The organism is Streptomyces sp. MMG1121, assembly GCF_001280015.1.
GTDB lineage: Bacteria > Actinomycetota > Actinomycetes > Streptomycetales > Streptomycetaceae > Streptomyces.
The window spans coordinates 139,279-154,021 of record NZ_LGDV01000213.1 but is presented as its reverse complement, the minus strand read 5'-3'; the positions used below and the strand labels follow the sequence as shown (position 1 = coordinate 154,021).

14 protein-coding genes and 1 pseudogene are annotated in these 14,743 nt (G+C 70.2%); 9 read left to right on the top strand and 6 right to left on the bottom strand.

The window, feature by feature from the left end; translation table 11 throughout:
• Window positions 1-30: 30 nt before the first annotated feature.
• Window positions 31-807: a class I SAM-dependent methyltransferase gene (locus ADK64_RS30360; protein ID WP_053664129.1), complete on the bottom strand. Its 777-nt coding sequence runs from the start codon at window positions 805-807 to the stop codon at window positions 31-33.
• A gap of 794 nt (window positions 808-1,601) precedes the next feature.
• On the bottom strand, window positions 1,602-1,838 hold the full coding sequence (locus ADK64_RS30355) for a hypothetical protein (RefSeq protein ID WP_053664127.1): 237 nt from the start codon (window positions 1,836-1,838) through the stop codon (window positions 1,602-1,604).
• Between the two features lie 376 nt (window positions 1,839-2,214).
• Between ADK64_RS30355 and ADK64_RS30350 the strand changes: the two genes are divergently transcribed.
• Window positions 2,215-3,159: a C45 family autoproteolytic acyltransferase/hydolase gene (locus ADK64_RS30350; protein ID WP_053664125.1), complete on the top strand. Its 945-nt coding sequence runs from the start codon at window positions 2,215-2,217 to the stop codon at window positions 3,157-3,159.
• Between the two features lie 54 nt (window positions 3,160-3,213).
• On the opposite strand, the gene ADK64_RS30345 is transcribed toward ADK64_RS30350, so the two are convergent.
• Window positions 3,214-3,597 (bottom strand): hypothetical protein, encoded by a 384-nt coding sequence (locus ADK64_RS30345; protein ID WP_053664123.1) that lies wholly within the window; start codon window positions 3,595-3,597, stop codon window positions 3,214-3,216.
• Window positions 3,598-3,707: 110 nt separating this feature from the next.
• Between ADK64_RS30345 and ADK64_RS30340 the strand changes: the two genes are divergently transcribed.
• Both ADK64_RS30340 and ADK64_RS30335 read left to right on the top strand, forming a co-directional pair.
• A complete protein-coding gene (locus ADK64_RS30340) occupies window positions 3,708-4,211 on the top strand; it encodes an LURP-one-related/scramblase family protein (RefSeq protein ID WP_053664121.1) in 504 nt (167 codons plus the stop codon).
• A gap of 75 nt (window positions 4,212-4,286) precedes the next feature.
• Complete coding sequence (locus tag ADK64_RS30335; RefSeq protein ID WP_053664119.1) at window positions 4,287-4,988, top strand: metal-dependent hydrolase; 702 nt, start codon at window positions 4,287-4,289, stop codon at window positions 4,986-4,988.
• A 12-nt stretch (window positions 4,989-5,000) separates the two neighbouring features.
• Here ADK64_RS30335 and ADK64_RS30330 read toward each other — a convergent pair whose 3' ends face one another.
• Together ADK64_RS30330 and ADK64_RS30325 are read right to left on the bottom strand one after the other, a co-directional pair.
• A complete protein-coding gene (locus tag ADK64_RS30330) occupies window positions 5,001-6,569 on the bottom strand; it encodes a purple acid phosphatase family protein (RefSeq protein ID WP_053664117.1) in 1,569 nt (522 codons plus the stop codon).
• 268 nt (window positions 6,570-6,837) lie between these two features.
• The gene (locus tag ADK64_RS30325) at window positions 6,838-7,575 is read right to left on the bottom strand and encodes an MgtC/SapB family protein (protein WP_107093130.1); all 738 of its coding nucleotides are present in this window, start codon (window positions 7,573-7,575) and stop codon (window positions 6,838-6,840) included.
• Window positions 7,576-7,844: 269 nt separating this feature from the next.
• Here ADK64_RS30325 and ADK64_RS30320 point away from each other — a divergent pair, with 269 nt between their 5' ends.
• On the top strand, window positions 7,845-8,855 hold the full coding sequence (locus ADK64_RS30320; RefSeq protein WP_053664406.1) for a PP2C family protein-serine/threonine phosphatase: 1,011 nt from the start codon (window positions 7,845-7,847) through the stop codon (window positions 8,853-8,855).
• Between the two features lie 29 nt (window positions 8,856-8,884).
• Here ADK64_RS30320 and ADK64_RS30315 read toward each other — a convergent pair whose 3' ends face one another.
• Window positions 8,885-10,141: an amidohydrolase gene (locus tag ADK64_RS30315; protein WP_053664114.1), complete on the bottom strand. Its 1,257-nt coding sequence runs from the start codon at window positions 10,139-10,141 to the stop codon at window positions 8,885-8,887.
• A 503-nt stretch (window positions 10,142-10,644) separates the two neighbouring features.
• On the opposite strand from ADK64_RS30315, the gene ADK64_RS30310 reads away from it, so the two are divergent.
• From ADK64_RS30310 to ADK64_RS30290, 5 genes and pseudogenes are all read left to right on the top strand, one after another.
• On the top strand, window positions 10,645-11,121 hold the full coding sequence (locus ADK64_RS30310) for a hypothetical protein (protein WP_324614454.1): 477 nt from the start codon (window positions 10,645-10,647) through the stop codon (window positions 11,119-11,121).
• A gap of 176 nt (window positions 11,122-11,297) precedes the next feature.
• On the top strand, window positions 11,298-12,413 hold the full coding sequence (locus tag ADK64_RS30305; protein WP_053664110.1) for a Gfo/Idh/MocA family protein: 1,116 nt from the start codon (window positions 11,298-11,300) through the stop codon (window positions 12,411-12,413).
• A complete protein-coding gene (locus tag ADK64_RS30300; RefSeq protein ID WP_053664108.1) occupies window positions 12,410-13,342 on the top strand; it encodes a PmoA family protein in 933 nt (310 codons plus the stop codon). Before ADK64_RS30305 ends, ADK64_RS30300 begins: the two co-directional genes overlap by 4 nt.
• Window positions 13,336-14,169, top strand: a complete 834-nt coding sequence (locus ADK64_RS30295) for a cupin domain-containing protein (RefSeq protein ID WP_234384756.1) — start codon at window positions 13,336-13,338, stop codon at window positions 14,167-14,169. The genes ADK64_RS30300 and ADK64_RS30295 overlap by 7 nt, the downstream gene beginning before the upstream one ends.
• A pseudogene (locus ADK64_RS30290) lies at window positions 14,103-14,654 on the top strand (zinc-binding dehydrogenase); the annotation flags it as partial. The gene ADK64_RS30295 and the pseudogene ADK64_RS30290, both read left to right, overlap by 67 nt.
• Window positions 14,655-14,743: the final 89 nt, after the last annotated feature.

The following is a 14,743-nucleotide window of genomic DNA, read 5'->3' as shown; positions in this document are numbered from 1 at the left end:
CGGCCGTGAGCGCGGTGCAGGCGGGTGCGCTCAGCCGGCGGTGACGCGGATCTTGGACTGGCCGTGTCCGAGCGCCTCCCAGTCGTCCATGAAGCGGGCATGCAGCCCATGCTTCTCGGCGAGGGACACGAGGGTCTCCGTGCGGTAGTAGAAGTCCTCGCGCAGGACCTGGTGTTCGGCACCTGACGTGCGATCGAAGGTGAAGTCGAAGAAGCCGCCGGGAGCCAGCACGCGGCCCACGTGGGCGAGGCACTCGTCGATGATGCCGATCGGCGAGTGCGAGAAGACGCTGTGCGCGTGGACGACGTCGAAGTGTCCTGTGGGCAGGAAGTCCAGGGTCAGGTTCTGCGTGATGGTCAGATGCGGAACCTTGTCCTGGAGTCCCTGTGCGGTCAGCGTCCGCTTCGCGGCGATGAGGATGTCCGGGGATATGTCGATGCCGTAGTAGTGGCCGGGTTCGAGGTGCTCGATGAAGCGCCACCCGGCCCGCAGGTTGCCGCAGCCGATGTCGAGCATGCGGGACCCGGGGGTGAGTCCGTGCCGCGACAGGTAGTCGAACTGCATCTGTCCCAGCGCCAGCCATCGCTCGTGCGTCTGGCTGCCGACCGCGGCCTCGGGGTTGCGGCGGGTGTCCGAGGCCATGACGGCGCGGTAGTAGGCGACGTGGTCGGGGTGCTTGAAGGCGAGCCACCGGTCCCGTGCGGCCCGCTTCAGGTAAGGGCCGATGTGCTGCGGCCGGGTCACGGCGTACCGGACCTTGTGCGCGAGCGTGCCCCGGTTGACCACGAGGTTCTTCTTGCTGGCCATGCGTGCTCCATCCCTTCGATTCCACAGGGTCCGCCCCTGGAGCGGCGGCGCGTGTCGCTCAGACTGTATATGACGTTGACCGACGTATACAGGTGAGGGGGATATGACGTCGTCATGCTGCCGGGTTGTGGTGGGGAAGATCTGCGTGGAAGCGGGAGGCGTCATGGCCGAGTTCGGCGCCCTGGTGCGCCGTGTCCGGGCGAACCCGGCCCGTCACGTTCCTCGCGGACCCCGGCGATGGTCCAGTACGTGCGCCACCGTTCGTCGGCGCGTGGATCGCCGAGGTCCGCTACGCGCAGGACGCTGGTCGCCCGGGGTGCGTCTTGATGAAGTGCCGGAGCCAGGCGGGCGCCGAGATGCTCGACGGCGTCGGTGGATTCCGCGCCTGGGGCAGCAGCACCGTGCCGGCCGGGCGTGCGTCGGAGGAGGGCGACACCGAACTCGGTTTCGAGCTGGGGGATGGCTCTGCTCGGCGGCGGGCGCAGGCGCTTCGTGGCGCGGCCCCCGGCGGAGTCAGGGTCGGCGCTCTACCTGCGTCGTCCCGCCGGCGGCCCGCACACCGCACCGAGAGTGCGGGCCGCCGGCCTTGCGCCGACCGGGGAGCCGGCTGGCCACGCCGGACCTGGTGTTTCCACCGCCCGGCCCGGACGACGTTCTTCGGTACGTGTGACTCCAGCCGGGCCCGAGGCCCGCCACCTGGGCGACGACCGGCGTGGATCGTGGTCCCGGCCGCATCCGAGCCGCGGCAAGGGCGGCCGAGATCCGACCCGGGAGGAGCCTGTCACTGGCCTGGTTCACGCTCCGGGCAGGAACCCGTCCCCATGAGCGGAGATGTGGGCCTCCAGGGCCGAGAGGGCCTGCTGAGTGACGTCCGGTGTGCCGGAACCACGGCGCTCGGCGTAGTACGCCGCACCGAGCTTCTTCAGCAGATCGTTGCCAGCACGCTGTTGCTGGACCTCGTCCACCTTTTGCTTGCCCTGGTTCAGGGCGCTCTGAGCCTGTTCCTTGGCCCGGTCGAGAAAGCCTGCCACAACCGCCTCCATTCGCACGTACTGCTCTTCGCTTCCCGCTGCCCCCTCACACATGCTCACGCGAACGGCGGACGGGCCAGGCGGTGCCGACGGATCAACTTGCCCCTGAGCATGCCCGCCAGGGGCGGTCACAAGCCAATCACACATCAATGCGCCTGGCGCTGCCATCCGCCGGCCGGTGCCTGGTATCAGGCGGGTGCCCTGCCGTGCCCGGTCCGCTGCACCACGCCGGCAATCCGGCATGCCCCGTACGAACAAGGCTTCCGCCCCGGCATGGAGCTGAAGCGCGTCCAGGTCTGTCTCGGCATCGTGAATTGCCTGCGAATTCAGCTAGGTTGCCATCACTTCACCTGACCCCGACAAGGGAGCGGCACTCATGAGCCAGCAGCAGAAGACCTTCCGTGCCATCGAGGTCGGCGACGGCAGCGATGGACAGTGGGCTGCCCATGCACAGGCCCTGTGGCCGCTCGGTGAGGGGTGGATGACCGAGGAGCGTCGGACCCCGGAGGGCGCGGTTCGCGCTCGGAGACTTTTCGAGGCACACATGCCGGAATTGGTCCCGGTGCTCGATCGTCTCGCCGGTCAGCTCGACCGGCCCGATGGGGAAACCTTTCTCACGCTCGCGAACCTGCGACCGTTCTTTTCGAACTGCACGCAGATCGGCGACAACGGCACCCTGCTGCGCAACTACGACTTCAGCCCCGACGAATGCGAGGGCACCATAGTCTCCTCCCACTTCCTGCGCCCGGTGATCGGAATGCAGGACGCGGCCTGGGGCCTGCTGGACGGGATGAACGATGCCGGGCTCGCGGTCTCGCTCACCTTCGGCGGCAGGTTCATCCATGGCCCGGGCTTCGCCATCCTCATCGTCCTGCGCTACCTGCTGGAAACGTGTGACACCGTTGACGAGGCGGTCGGCAAGCTGCGGTCCCTGCCGATCTCCCTACCGCAGAACGTCACCCTCGTCGACCCGGTCGAGGCGGTGACGGTGTTCGTGGGACCGGACATGCCCTTGACCGAGGCGCCGGACGCCTGCGCTGCCAACCACCAGCATCTGCCGGTGCCTGACGAACAGGAGCGGTCCTCCCAGACCCAGGAGCGCCTGGAGGCCGTTCGCGCGGCGGGCACGGACGTGGCGGCGATGCTGAAGGCGCCGCTGTATCGGTCCGGGGACGACGAGGGGTCGGGAACGGTCTACACCGCCCACTACAAGCCCTCCGAAGGCCAGGTGACCTACTACTGGCCCGGCGAGTCCTGGGCACAGTCCTTCGACGGCTTCACCCCGGGGTCCCGCACCGTGACGATCGGCCGAGCCGGCTGAACGAAGAAGGCTGGGCCCTGGGTAACCCGGGTGCGCCCGGGCGGCGCCGGGACCTCAGTACTCGCGCCTCCCGCGGAAGGCCCGGCGGATGAGGCGGATCACGAGCCAGACGGCCAGGACGATGAAAAGGATCACGAGGACCACGAGGACCAGGAGGAAGATGCCGAGCTTCTTGAGGAAGCTCTTCTTCTTGGTCGTCGTCCTGTGGAGACGGACCGCCGACGCGTGATGTGTAGAAGTGGTGTGCCTTAGGCGGATGGTGGAGACGGCACCCTGAAGGGTCGGCGCGGTGCGTACGGTACCGATGGTCGTCGTGTTCTGCCTGGCCGCGGTCGGTGCGGCGGCGGCCGGTGTCGCCGCCAGGCCGAGGCCGAGCAGCAGCGTCACCAGTACGGCCACGGCACGGCCCTTGCGGCCCTGCCGGTGTGTGTGGGTCATGCGAGTCTCCCCGTGTCACGTGTGGATGCCGTTGCTGTCTTGCGCAACGCCGCAACTATTATCGCTGCGGACAGCGATTCTTCCCATCTCCGGATCTGGACGGGGTTCTGATGCGTTATCTGATACGCGACCGCATGCTGGCTTTCCACGAGGAGGCCTGGGTCGAGACGGAACACCGGGAGAAGCTGTTCAAGGTCAACCGCAAACTGCTGCGGCTGCGCACCACGTTCGACTTCGTCGACACCGGGGGCGACCAGGTGGCGAGCATCGTCAAGAAGGCGCTCACCTTCCACCACACGATCCTCATCAAGCAGAACGGTGAGATCGTGGGCCGCATCAGCAAGCGGACGTTCCGGATATTCGGGGACCGCTTCAAGGTGAGCCTGCGCGGCGGGCGCCGGCTGCGCATCGCGGGGAACCTCTTCGACCGCGAGTTCGACATCGCGGACGACAGCGGCACCCTGGCACACATCTCGCGCCGCTGGTTCACCATCCGGGACGCCTATGCGGTCGACGTGATGAGCGACCCGGACTGGCTGCTGCTGATCATTCTCGCGGTGTGTGTGGACCACATCATCGAGGACCGCGAGGGCGAGCAGCTCACCAACCTCTGACGCAAGCACATCTGTGTCACTCGGACATCGACGCGCCGTTGTCGCGGCGCCGAATCGGGGGAGAACCACCTCACCATGATGGGCCATTCGCACGCCGTGAGCGGCGCCCTGCTGTTCGCCGGCACCGCTCCCTATCTGCCGCCCGTGCTGCTGCACACGCACCTGTCGCCCCGCGAGATCCTCATGGGCACGGTCCTGTGTGCGGGCGCCGCACTACTGCCCGACCTGGACCACCACGACGGCACGATCGCGAACTTCCTCGGTCCGGTCTCCCGGCTGCTGTGCCGGTTCGTCGCCTTCGTCTCCGGCGGTCACCGCCATGCCACCCACTCCTTGTTCTTCGTCGCCCTCATGACCGTGGGTACCTGGGCCGGAATCGCCTATCTGGGCAGGCCGTTCACGCTCGCGATGTGCTTCTTCCTGCTGGCGCTGGCGGTGCGGGCACTCAATCTCTGCCCGCCCGGGCACGGTTTCCACGCCTGGGGAACCATCGTGGCGATGTCCGCGCTGGGCACCGCCGCCATCGCCAAGTTCATTCCCTCCGCGCCGGGTTGGCTGCCCTACGCGATCGGCCTGGGCTGCGTGGCCCATCTGCTGGGCGACTCGATCACCAAGCGGGGCGCGCCCTGGTTGTGGCCGCTGAAGACCCGCTACGAGATCGTGCTGATCAAGAGCAGCGGCAACAAGGTGGAGACGGAGATACTGACACCGCTGATGGGCGCCGGGACCATCGTCCTGCTCTGGCTGACCGTCCTGGCGCCGCATCCCCTGCACTGAGCCGGGTCGGCGTCAGCGGTCGCCCCGTGGACGGGTGAGGGTGAAGCGGTCGACGGGGACGAGGTCGCCGTAGGGTCCGCTGACCGTGTAGTAGGTGACGTGGATCGAGGTCGTGCCACCGCGACGGCCGGGGTCGACCTCGAACGCGGCGAAGCCGTAGGGGTGCTGGCCGTCGCGCACCGCCGACCAGGGGGCGTCCTCGATGACGTAGACAGGCGGCCGTTTGCCGGTCGCCGGGTCGGCCGGGCCCACCTTCGTGATCACCCGGCACTGCGGGGTGGGGAAGAGCAGCTGGTTGGAGGGGGCCGAGGTGCCGCCCCCGCCGATCACCATGTGCACGGTGCCCTTGGTGGTGTCGACGGTGTGCGTGTCGGTGGCGACCGGGATCGGCGTGCGGGTGTCGTTGGGCTGCTGGCCCCGGACGGGGTGCGAGCGCTCGTAGTGGTGCTCGTGGCCGCAGACGACCAGGTCGACGCCGTAGCGGTCGAAGAGCGGCACCCACTCCTCGCGGACGCCGAGGTCGGCGCCGTTGAACTTGTCCGCCGTCGAGATCACCACCTGGTGCATGCACACGACGACCCAGTCGATGTCGGGGTTCGCGCGGGAGGCGGCGAGTTCGGCCTCCAGCCAGCGCTTCTGGGCACCGTCGGAGTAGCCGTGCACGTAGGAGCTGCCGGCGTCCTGGAAGGCGACGTCGTCGTTGTTGAGGCTGATCACGCGCACCGCTCCGGCGGTGAACGCGTACCACAGGCCGTGCAGTTCGGCGTCGGCTCCCGAGTCGGGCAGGCTGAAATAGGTCTGGTAGGCGCCGTAGCCGATGGGGCCGTTGCCGAGTTCGTTCTCGTGGTTGCCGGCGGCCGGCATCCAGGGACGGTGGCGGGCCGATCGGGAGTTGTTCTCGAACCAGTCGGACCAGGTGCGCACCCGGTCCGTGGACAGGTTGGCGTAGCAGAGGTCGCCGTTGACCAGGTGGAACAGCGGAGCGATCCGCTCGACGCCGGCGGTGGTGTCCCCGGCGGCGGGGGAACCGAGGTTGTCGTTGACGTAGAGGCCGGCGGCGTTCTTCTGGCCGAGGGTCGGTGTGCCCTGGTCGCCGAAGCTGGTGAAGGTGAACGCCGACCTGCCGCGCGGGGCGGTGCGTACGGTGCCGAACTCGGCCTGCGCGCCCTCGTGTACGGCGGCGTAGACATAGTCGGTGTCCGGCCTGAGGCCGCTCACCCGGGCGTGGTGCACCTGCACCTCGGTGCCGGACTTGGCGTCACGGTACGTCGTGGTCTGCGCGGGGACGCTACGGCCGAGGCCGCCGGCCGGGGTGCCGAGCAGCACGCGGGGCCGCGACACGGAGGCGGCGGTGTGCCAGGAGACCACGACCTCACGGGAGGCGTCGGTCCCGAACTGCAGATGCAGACCGGCGACCCTCGGTGCCCCCAGCGCACCCGGCTTCTCCCACAGCATCGGGCTCGCCGCGGCCGAGGGCGCACCGGCCAGTCCCACGGCACCGGCCAGCCCCGCCCCGGACGCGCCCGCCAGCAGCGTGCGTCTGCTGGGGCCTGAACGGACAACGGATTCAGGTGTGTTCATGACCGGCGATTCTCTCCGGGAGCCGATGAACGGCACGGTGAGATCCGGGTGAACGAAACGTCAAACGTGACGTCGGCGGCCTGTGCGCGCCACCCGGTCGCGCATGCGCCGGCGGCGAGCCCATGAGGGGCGGGAGGGGCGCCGGACGCCTGCGGTCCGGCAGCGTCCCAGGAGGGGCGAGGACCGTATGGTCCGCGTGGCTGGGCTGACGTTGCCGGCGCAGTCACGCACAGCACGGGAAACACGGCGGACCGGCGTGGCGAAGCGGCTATTCGTCGTCCGCGGCGGCGGTGATCTCGACCTCGAGCACGCCCTCGTCGTGGAACAGTTCCGAGGTCAGCCGAGCGGTGTCGGCACCGCCTTCCAGGTGCAGCAGTACGCGCGCGGCGTCATCGGTGCGGCCGGGCAGTCGGTCCACCCTGACCTGCACGATCCGGTAACCGTGTTGGGTACAGGCCTGCATGAGGCGGGGCAGCAGCGCCGTGCCGGTCCGGTAGGTCAGGCGCGCCTCGAAGGCCGCGGCGGTGGTGCCGGGCTCCAGCCGGGAGGTGAACACGGGGTAGCCGCGCACCACGAGGAAGTGCAGGGCCGTCACCGCCAGCGCGAGGATCGGCAGCCCGCCACCACAGGCCATGCCGACCGCGCAGGTCAGCCAGATGGTGGCGGCCGTGGTGAGGCCCCGTACGGCGTCTCTGCGCACGAAGATCAGGCCGCCGCCGATGAAACCGATCCCGGAGACGATCTGCGCCGCCACGCGAGAGGGGTCGAAGGAGACGGTCTCCGTTCCGAGCATCGCCGTGAACCCGTGCTGGGAGACCTCCATCATCAACGCGCTCGCGATGCCGACCAGGGTGTGGGTGCGCAGGCCGGCGCTCTTCTGCTGGGCGGCGCGTTCCCAGCCGATGAGGCTGGACAACAGCAGTGCCAGGGCCAGCTCGGCCAACTGCCGTGGTCCCTGGCCGTTGTGGATGTCCCACAACGGCGCCGACACCATTGCCCCTGCCATACCCACCTCGCACCCCTTCCGGCCGTTCCGTCGATTGCGACGCCTACCCCGCGCCGGGCCGGTGACGCCGACGGCGCGCCGGTGACGCCAGTTGAACCGCTGGCCGAGATGCCCGAGTTCGGTGCGGCGGGGGTGGTTCGAAGGCGGTGATGTCGTCTATTTACCAGGAGCGACGGGTACGTCTGCGATTATGCGCCGTGCCGGTCAGGGTGCGCGGGAGGGGTTTCAACGACGTGTCCACAGAGAACCGCCAGTCGCGGGTGCTGTCCATGCTGCCCTTCGTGGTCATGGGCGCCGTAGCCGTGGTCGACCTGGCGTCCGGCCCGTCGGTGGGCTACTTTCCGCTGGTGGCGGTGGGCCCGGCGTTCGCCCCGCTGGTCGGCGGGTGGAAGCGCACCGCCTGCGTCGGCGGGCTGTCCCTGCTGCTCTGCACCGCACTGAGCTGGTACGACGAGATGACCAACCTCCGGCGCGGCGCCACGATCCTCGTCTCGGTCCTGGGCATCACCGTCGCCGGACTGGTGGCCGTGTCCATGCGCCGGAAACGGGAAGCGGAGCTGGACAGCGTCCGGTCGATCGCCGAGGCCGCGCAGCGGGTGCTGCTCAAGCCGGTGCCACGGCTGGCCGGCCGGCTGCGGGCAGCCGTCTCCTACACGTCCGCCGTGGCCGAGGCCCGCATCGGCGGAGACCTGTACGAGGTCGTCGCCGCCCCGCAGGGCGTACGTGTGATCGTCGGCGACGTGCAGGGCAAAGGACTGGAGGCAGTGGAGACCGCGGCCCTGGTCCTCGGCGCGTTCCGCGAAGCGGCCCTGGACGAAGCGGACTTGATCCAGGCCGGACGCAGACTGGCCCGCTCCGTCGACCGGCAACTGGACGGCGATAAGTTCGTCACCGCCATCCTCGCCGAGGCGAGCGCGCATCGAGTGACATTCCTGAACTTCGGCCACCCCGCCCCGATGCTCCTGCGTGACGACGGCACCGTGGAGCTGCCGGAACCGGCCTCCTACGCACTGCCGCTCGGCCTCGGCGCACACGGCACAGCCGAACCCGAGCCCTACGACGCCGCCTTCCTCCCCGGTGACCAACTGCTGCTCTACACCGACGGCATCATCGAGGCCCGCGACCACGCGGGCCGCTTCTACCCGCTCACCGAACGTGCCCATCTGCTCAAGGAACACGATCCCGAGACCGCGCTGGAGACGCTGCGCCAGGATCTGCTGCAGCATGTCAGCGGCCCCCTTGACGACGACGCCGCGATGCTGCTGCTGCGCTACAGGTGAAGCGGCCCGCCTCGTCCCGGCCCCCTGGATCAGGGGGCGGCGGTCCCGGCCAGCCAGGTGCGGGCGGCGACGACCAGGGTCTGGACTCCGGTGCTGAGCGTGGGCTCGATGACCGGAGCGAAGTGCGGTGAGTGGTTGCTGGGCAGGGAATCGGTGTTCCCGGAGCTCAATGCCGCCATGGCCGTCTCCGCGTCGAGTCCGCCCCAGAACCAGAAGACGGTCGGGACGCCGGCTGCCTCGCCGAAGACACCGACGTCCTCGCTCGCGGCGACGAGCGGCATCGGCAGCAGGCGCTGCTGTCCGAAGTGGGCTGCGAAGGCGGCGACCGTGGCCGTCGTCGCCTCCGGATCGCTGACCAGCAGCGGGGCGCTGTGCGTCCACGTGATCTCCGGCGGTTCGGGGGCCGCGCCGGCCGTGCACTCGGCATGGATGATGCGCTCGATCGCCTCCATGACGCGGGTGCGGACCTGGGGGGAGTAACTGCGCACATTGATGCCGAGTTCGGCCGTGTCCGGGATGATGTTGTCCTTGGTCCCGGCCTGCAGCCGGCCGACGGTGACCACGGCCGCTTCCGCGGGCGGGACCTCCCGGGCGACGATGCCCTGAAGCCGGGTGACCACGTGGGCGGCCATCAGGACCGGGTCCACGGTGGCTTCCGGGCGGGAGCCGTGACCGCCCCGCCCGTGGAGCACGACGGACGCGCTGTCCGCCGCGGCCATGAGCGGTCCGCCGGCGTGACCGATGAACCCGGCGGGGAGCGGTCCCACGTGCTGGCCCAGTACGATGTCCGGCTTCGGGAAGCGCTGGAAGAGGCCGTCCTCCACCATGTCCCGGGCCCCGCGGGCCAGTTCCTCGGCGGGCTGGAAGACGACCAGCAGCGTGCCGGACCAGGAATCGGCGGCACGGGCCAGCAGGGTGGCGGCGCCCACCAGGCAGGTGGCGTGCATGTCATGCCCGCAGGCGTGCATCACGGGGACCTCGCGTCCCTCGGCGTCGGTCGCCCGCGCGCTGCTCGCGTACGGCAGGCCCGTCTTCTCCTCGACGGGCAGGGCGTCGAAGTCGGCGCGGAGCATGACCACCGGCCCGTCGCCCTTGCGCAGTACGCCGACCACCCCGGTGCCGCCGACCCGTTCGGTGACCTCGAAGCCGGCGGAGCCCAGGGCCTCGGCCACGCGCCCTGCCGTGCGGTGCTCCTGAAGGGACAACTCCGGGTGCTGGTGGAGATCGCGATAGAAGTCCGCGAGGTCCGCACTCAGCTCTTCAAGGTCACGCCAATCGCTCGCCACGGGCCTGGGCTCCTTCGTTCCGTCGCGGCAGGGACCACACCTGCGCCTGAGCCGATCATTGCACTGTCCACCCGTCCCCGAGCAGGCCAGGTGGTCTCTCGTGTCCGGTCGCGGGGCCGTCGCTCCTGGGGCACCATGAACGAGACGATCGAGGGGAATCCGGGCAGGGTCGGCATACCGGCCGCCACGGGCGTTCTGTCGCCTCGGGTGTCCAGTGGGGTGTCGGCCAGGCCACCACGTTTTCTCTGTGCCGCGTGCCCGCCGCGACTTCTTCCTCCGCGCAGGCGGGATGCGGCGAAGTCCGGTGGGATGTGGCAGGGAAGGGAGTCGATGCCATGGGAAGCGGCGCGTCTTGGGGCGGACGACCACGGCGGTATCACGGCGCCGGCGTTGTCGCAGGAGTCGTTCTGGCTGCTGCGGGAAGCCTGTCGCTCGTGGCATGCGGTGGCAACGGTGGCAAGGACAACGGCGGTGCGTCGTTCAGTGCCCGTCCCTCGCCGCCCGTGACGGCGTCGTTCTCGGGTACCGCGCCTTCCGCGCTGGCCTCGGCCGCCTCCTCCGCCGTGGCATCGGCCCACGCGTCGGCATCCGCCGCGGCCTCCTCGGCCTCGGCCCGGGCCTCGGAGTTCGAGGCGTCGGTGTCGGCCGAGACCGAGCGGGCGAACGCCGCGGCCCGCGCCGAGCTGGCGAAGGTCAAGGGGCGCGGCAACGCGACGTCCGATGTCTCCCTCACCGGCCTGCCGCGGTCGGAGACCGGCGGGCTGCTCGCGCTGCACGTCAACATCCGCAACTCGACGGCCAAGACGGCGTCCTACGCTGTCCAGGTCGATTTCCGCAACTCCGACGGGAAGGTCGTCGAGACCCGCTACGTCGGCACGGAACACCTCAAGTCCGGTGGGACGGTCCATCCGCTGGCCATCAGTCATCAGCCTCCGGAGCCGAGGCTGACCGCCGAAGTCGCCAAGGCGCAGCGGTACTGACGTACTGACGTCGTCGCCGACAGGGCCGGGAGCCGGCCCTGTCCCTCTCGCACCTGCGAATCCCTCCGCACAAGGGGTTGTCCTGACAATCCCCGCGCCCCTAGGGTCGCCTCGTACGGAGCAAGCGCTTACTGCATGGCGCTCGACTCCGTCTGCCGAGCCTTCAGGAGCGCCGTATGTCCCTGCCCGCACCCCGCCGCCGCGTCGCCGTCATCGGCACCGGCGCCATCGTCACCGGCAGCCATCTCCCCGCCCTCAGAGCCCATGGCGAGCGCGTCGAACTCGTCGCCGCCGTCGATGTGGACGAGAGCAGACTGGCCGCCTTCCGGCAGGAAGCGGGTGCGCAGGTCACCGGTTTCACCTCGACCGAGGCCATGCTCGACGCCGTACGCCCCGATCTCGTGCTCATCGGCACCCCGCCGGCGCTGCACCGGGAGCAGACCGTCGCCGCGCTCAAGGCGGGTGCCTGGGTGCTGTGCGAGAAGCCGTTGTGCCTGTCGCTCGCCGAGTACGACGACATCGCCGCCGCGGAGGAGGCCTCCGGCGCCTACGCCTCGGTGGTCTTCCAGCACCGCTACGGCTCCGGAGCCGTACATGCCCGGGACCTGATCGAGCGCGGCGAGCTGGGTACCCCACTGCTGGCGCACTGCCAGACCACCTGGCACCGGGACACCGGCTACTACTCCGTACCGTGGCGCGGCCGCTGGGCGACCGAGGGCGGCGGGCCGACCATGGGCCACGGCATCCACCAGTACGACCTGCTGCTGCACTTGCTGGGGGAGTGGGCCGAGGTGCGGGCCATGGCGGCGCGGCTGGTCCACGACGTCGAGAGCGAGGACGTCTCCACCGCCCTGGTCCGCTTCCGTAGCGGCGCGCTCGCCACCGTCGTCAACAGCGTCCTGTCCGCGGACGAGGTCAGCCGTATCCGTGTCGACTGCGCCGACGCCACGCTGGAACTGACCCATCTGTACGGGCACGGCAACGCCGACTGGGTCTACACCCCCGCACCGCACGTCGACCCCGGGCGTGCCGAGGTCTGGCGCACCCCCGCCACCGACGTGCCCAGCTCGCACAGCGCTCAACTCGGCGCCCTCCTCGATGCGTTGGACCGCGGTGTGCGGCCCCCGGGCAGTGGGACCGGCGCCCGCATCACCCTGGAGTTCGCCGCCGCCCTGTACAAGGCGGCGTTCACCGGGCAACCGGTGCGGGCGGGCGAGATCGGCCCCGGCGACCCCTACTACGCGGCCATGCACGGCGACCACCCCGACTGGGCACCGAAGGAGCGCGCATGAGCATCCGAGTCAGCCACGTCCACGGCGACCACCTCGCGGTCGAGGCACCGAACGGCACCGAGATCCTCCGCTACGTGTACCGCCCCGACCCGGACGCCTTCGAGGCCCGCAAGCCCTACGCCCACCCCGTGCGCACCCTCGCCGGACGTACCGTGACCGGGTACCGGCCGAACGACCACCGCTGGCACAAGGGTCTGCAGATGACGGCCAGCCATCTGTCCGGGCAGAACTTCTGGGGCGGCAACTGCTATGTGCACGGCGAGGGTTACCTCCGTCTGCCCGAGCGGGTCGGCTCGATGCGGCACGACGGCTTCACCGGCCTCACCGTCACCGACGAACGCCTCGACCTCACCGAGGAGTTGACCTGGGTCGAGAACGGCGGCCGGGAGTGGGCCCGCGAGGTGCGCGGACTCGCCGTGCACACGGTGGACGAGGAGGCCGGCGCCTGGACCCTGGACTGGTCGATCCAGCTCGCCAACATCCATGACGAGCCCCTGCTGTTCGGCTCGCCGACCACCGCGGGCCGCGAGATGGCCGGCTACACCGGACTGCAGTGGCGCGGTCCGCGCGACTTCACCGGCGGCGGTGTGTTCACACCCGACTCCGAACCGGGCTTCGGCGCCGACAAGGTGATGGGCAGTCAGGGGCCGTGGCTGGCCTACACCACCGAGCACGACGGGACCGACGGCCACTCCACGCTCGTCTTCGCGCACGCCCCGGAGAACCTGGACGAGTCGTCCGCGGTCCACGCCTCGCACTGGTTCGTGCGCTCCGAACCGATCCCGACCGTCGCGTTCTCCTGGGCCTTCTTCGAGGAGTTCGCCCTGCCACCGGGGGAGAGCTTCGACTACCGCTACCGGATCGTGATCGCCGACGGCGCCTGGGACCGCGAGCAGGTCGGCCGCCATCTGGAGGCCCTGGCGTGGTGAGCGAGGCGAAGCCCGCGCCGACCCGGCCGTTGCCCGGTGCCGTCGGACTGTCGCACCTGAGTGCCTACGACTGGGAGGCCGCCGACGGTGTCTGCGGCGGCAGCCCGCATCTGCACCTGGTGTGCACCGAGGCGTACGTCGTCACCGCCGGCCGCGGCGCGGTACAGACCCTGAGCCCGGACGGCTACCGCGACATCCCGCTGGGACCGGGCTCCCTCGCCTGGTTCACCCCGGGCACCGTGCACCGCTTGGTGCAGGGCGGTGGTCTGCGGATCACCGTGCTCATGCAGAACAGCGGACTGCCCGAAGCCGGGGACGCGGTGTTCACGTTCCCGCCCGAGGTGCTCGCCGACCCCGAGCGGTACGCGGCCGCCGCCACCCTGCCGCCGGGCACCGGAGCGGACACCGAGGCCGCCGCCCGACGCCGCAGGGACCTCGCTGTCGAGGGCTATCTCGCCCTGCGCGAGGCCATGACCGCCGGGGACAGCGGCCCGTACCGTGCCTTCCAGCAGTCCGCCGCCCGTCTGGTGCGGGCCCGGGTGCCCGCCTGGCGCGAGCTGTGGCGGGCGGGCGCGCTCGCCGCCGCCGAACGCACCGGCGCCCAGCTCGACGCCCTGGAGTCCGGCGAGCCCGCCTATCTCGACGACGCGACCGCGTACCGGAGCGAGCCGAGCCGCCTGGGCGGCTTCGGGATGTGCGGGCGCCGCGACGAGTACGCCCTGCCGGGGACGACGCTGCCGTACGAGGACGAGTCCGCGCGCGCGGTGCGTCGAAGGTGTTCGTCGTGGACCGCGTGCTCGAGCGGCTGCAGAAGGCCGAGGAGATAGGGGCGATCCCGATCAACTTCGCCGAGGGCAACCCGGTCGAGCAGATCAAGGAGCAGACGAACGGTGAAGGTACGGACAAGGGCATCGACGCGGTCGGGTACCAGGCCATGGCCAAGGGCGCGGACCGCGAGGAGCCCGCGGCCGTCCTGAACTCGATCATCGACAGCGTCCGGGCGACCGGAGCGCTCGGCATACCCGGCCTGTACGTGCCGGCCGACCCGGGGGCGCCGGACGAGCAGGCCAAGCACGGCCGGCTCATGGTCGCGATCGGCAAGCTCTTCGAGAAGGGTCTGCGTCTGGGCACCGGGCAGTGCAATGTGAAGCGCTACAACCGGCAGTTGCGCGACCTCATCATCTCGGGCCGCGCACGGCCGAGTTTCGTCGTCTCCCATGAGCTGTCCCTGAACGACGCGCCCACGGCCTACGACAAGTTCGACAAGCGCGTCGAGGGCTACACCAAGGTCGTTCTGCACCCGGGGCAGTAGCTGCTCGCAGTGGCCGCCCGTGGGCTCGGCGACCGGTCCCGTCAGCTCGCTGGGCGAGTCCGCAGAGGTGCCCCCGCTCCAGGACCGGG

Bases quoted from the DNA above. Each gene is read 5' to 3' on its own strand.
- ADK64_RS30360 (WP_053664129.1), bottom strand. From the start codon at position 807: ATGGCCAGCAAGAAGAACCTCGTGGTCAACCGGGGCACGCTCGCGCAC.
- ADK64_RS30350 (WP_053664125.1), top strand. From the start codon at position 2,215: ATGAGCCAGCAGCAGAAGACCTTCCGTGCCATCGAGGTCGGCGACGGC.
- ADK64_RS30345 (WP_053664123.1), bottom strand. From the start codon at position 3,597: ATGACCCACACACACCGGCAGGGCCGCAAGGGCCGTGCCGTGGCCGTA.
- ADK64_RS30340 (WP_053664121.1), top strand. From the start codon at position 3,708: ATGCGTTATCTGATACGCGACCGCATGCTGGCTTTCCACGAGGAGGCC.
- ADK64_RS30335 (WP_053664119.1), top strand. From the start codon at position 4,287: ATGATGGGCCATTCGCACGCCGTGAGCGGCGCCCTGCTGTTCGCCGGC.
- ADK64_RS30330 (WP_053664117.1), bottom strand. From the start codon at position 6,569: ATGAACACACCTGAATCCGTTGTCCGTTCAGGCCCCAGCAGACGCACG.
- ADK64_RS30325 (WP_107093130.1), bottom strand. From the start codon at position 7,575: ATGGCAGGGGCAATGGTGTCGGCGCCGTTGTGGGACATCCACAACGGC.
- ADK64_RS30320 (WP_053664406.1), top strand. From the start codon at position 7,845: ATGCTGCCCTTCGTGGTCATGGGCGCCGTAGCCGTGGTCGACCTGGCG.
- ADK64_RS30305 (WP_053664110.1), top strand. From the start codon at position 11,298: ATGTCCCTGCCCGCACCCCGCCGCCGCGTCGCCGTCATCGGCACCGGC.
- ADK64_RS30300 (WP_053664108.1), top strand. From the start codon at position 12,410: ATGAGCATCCGAGTCAGCCACGTCCACGGCGACCACCTCGCGGTCGAG.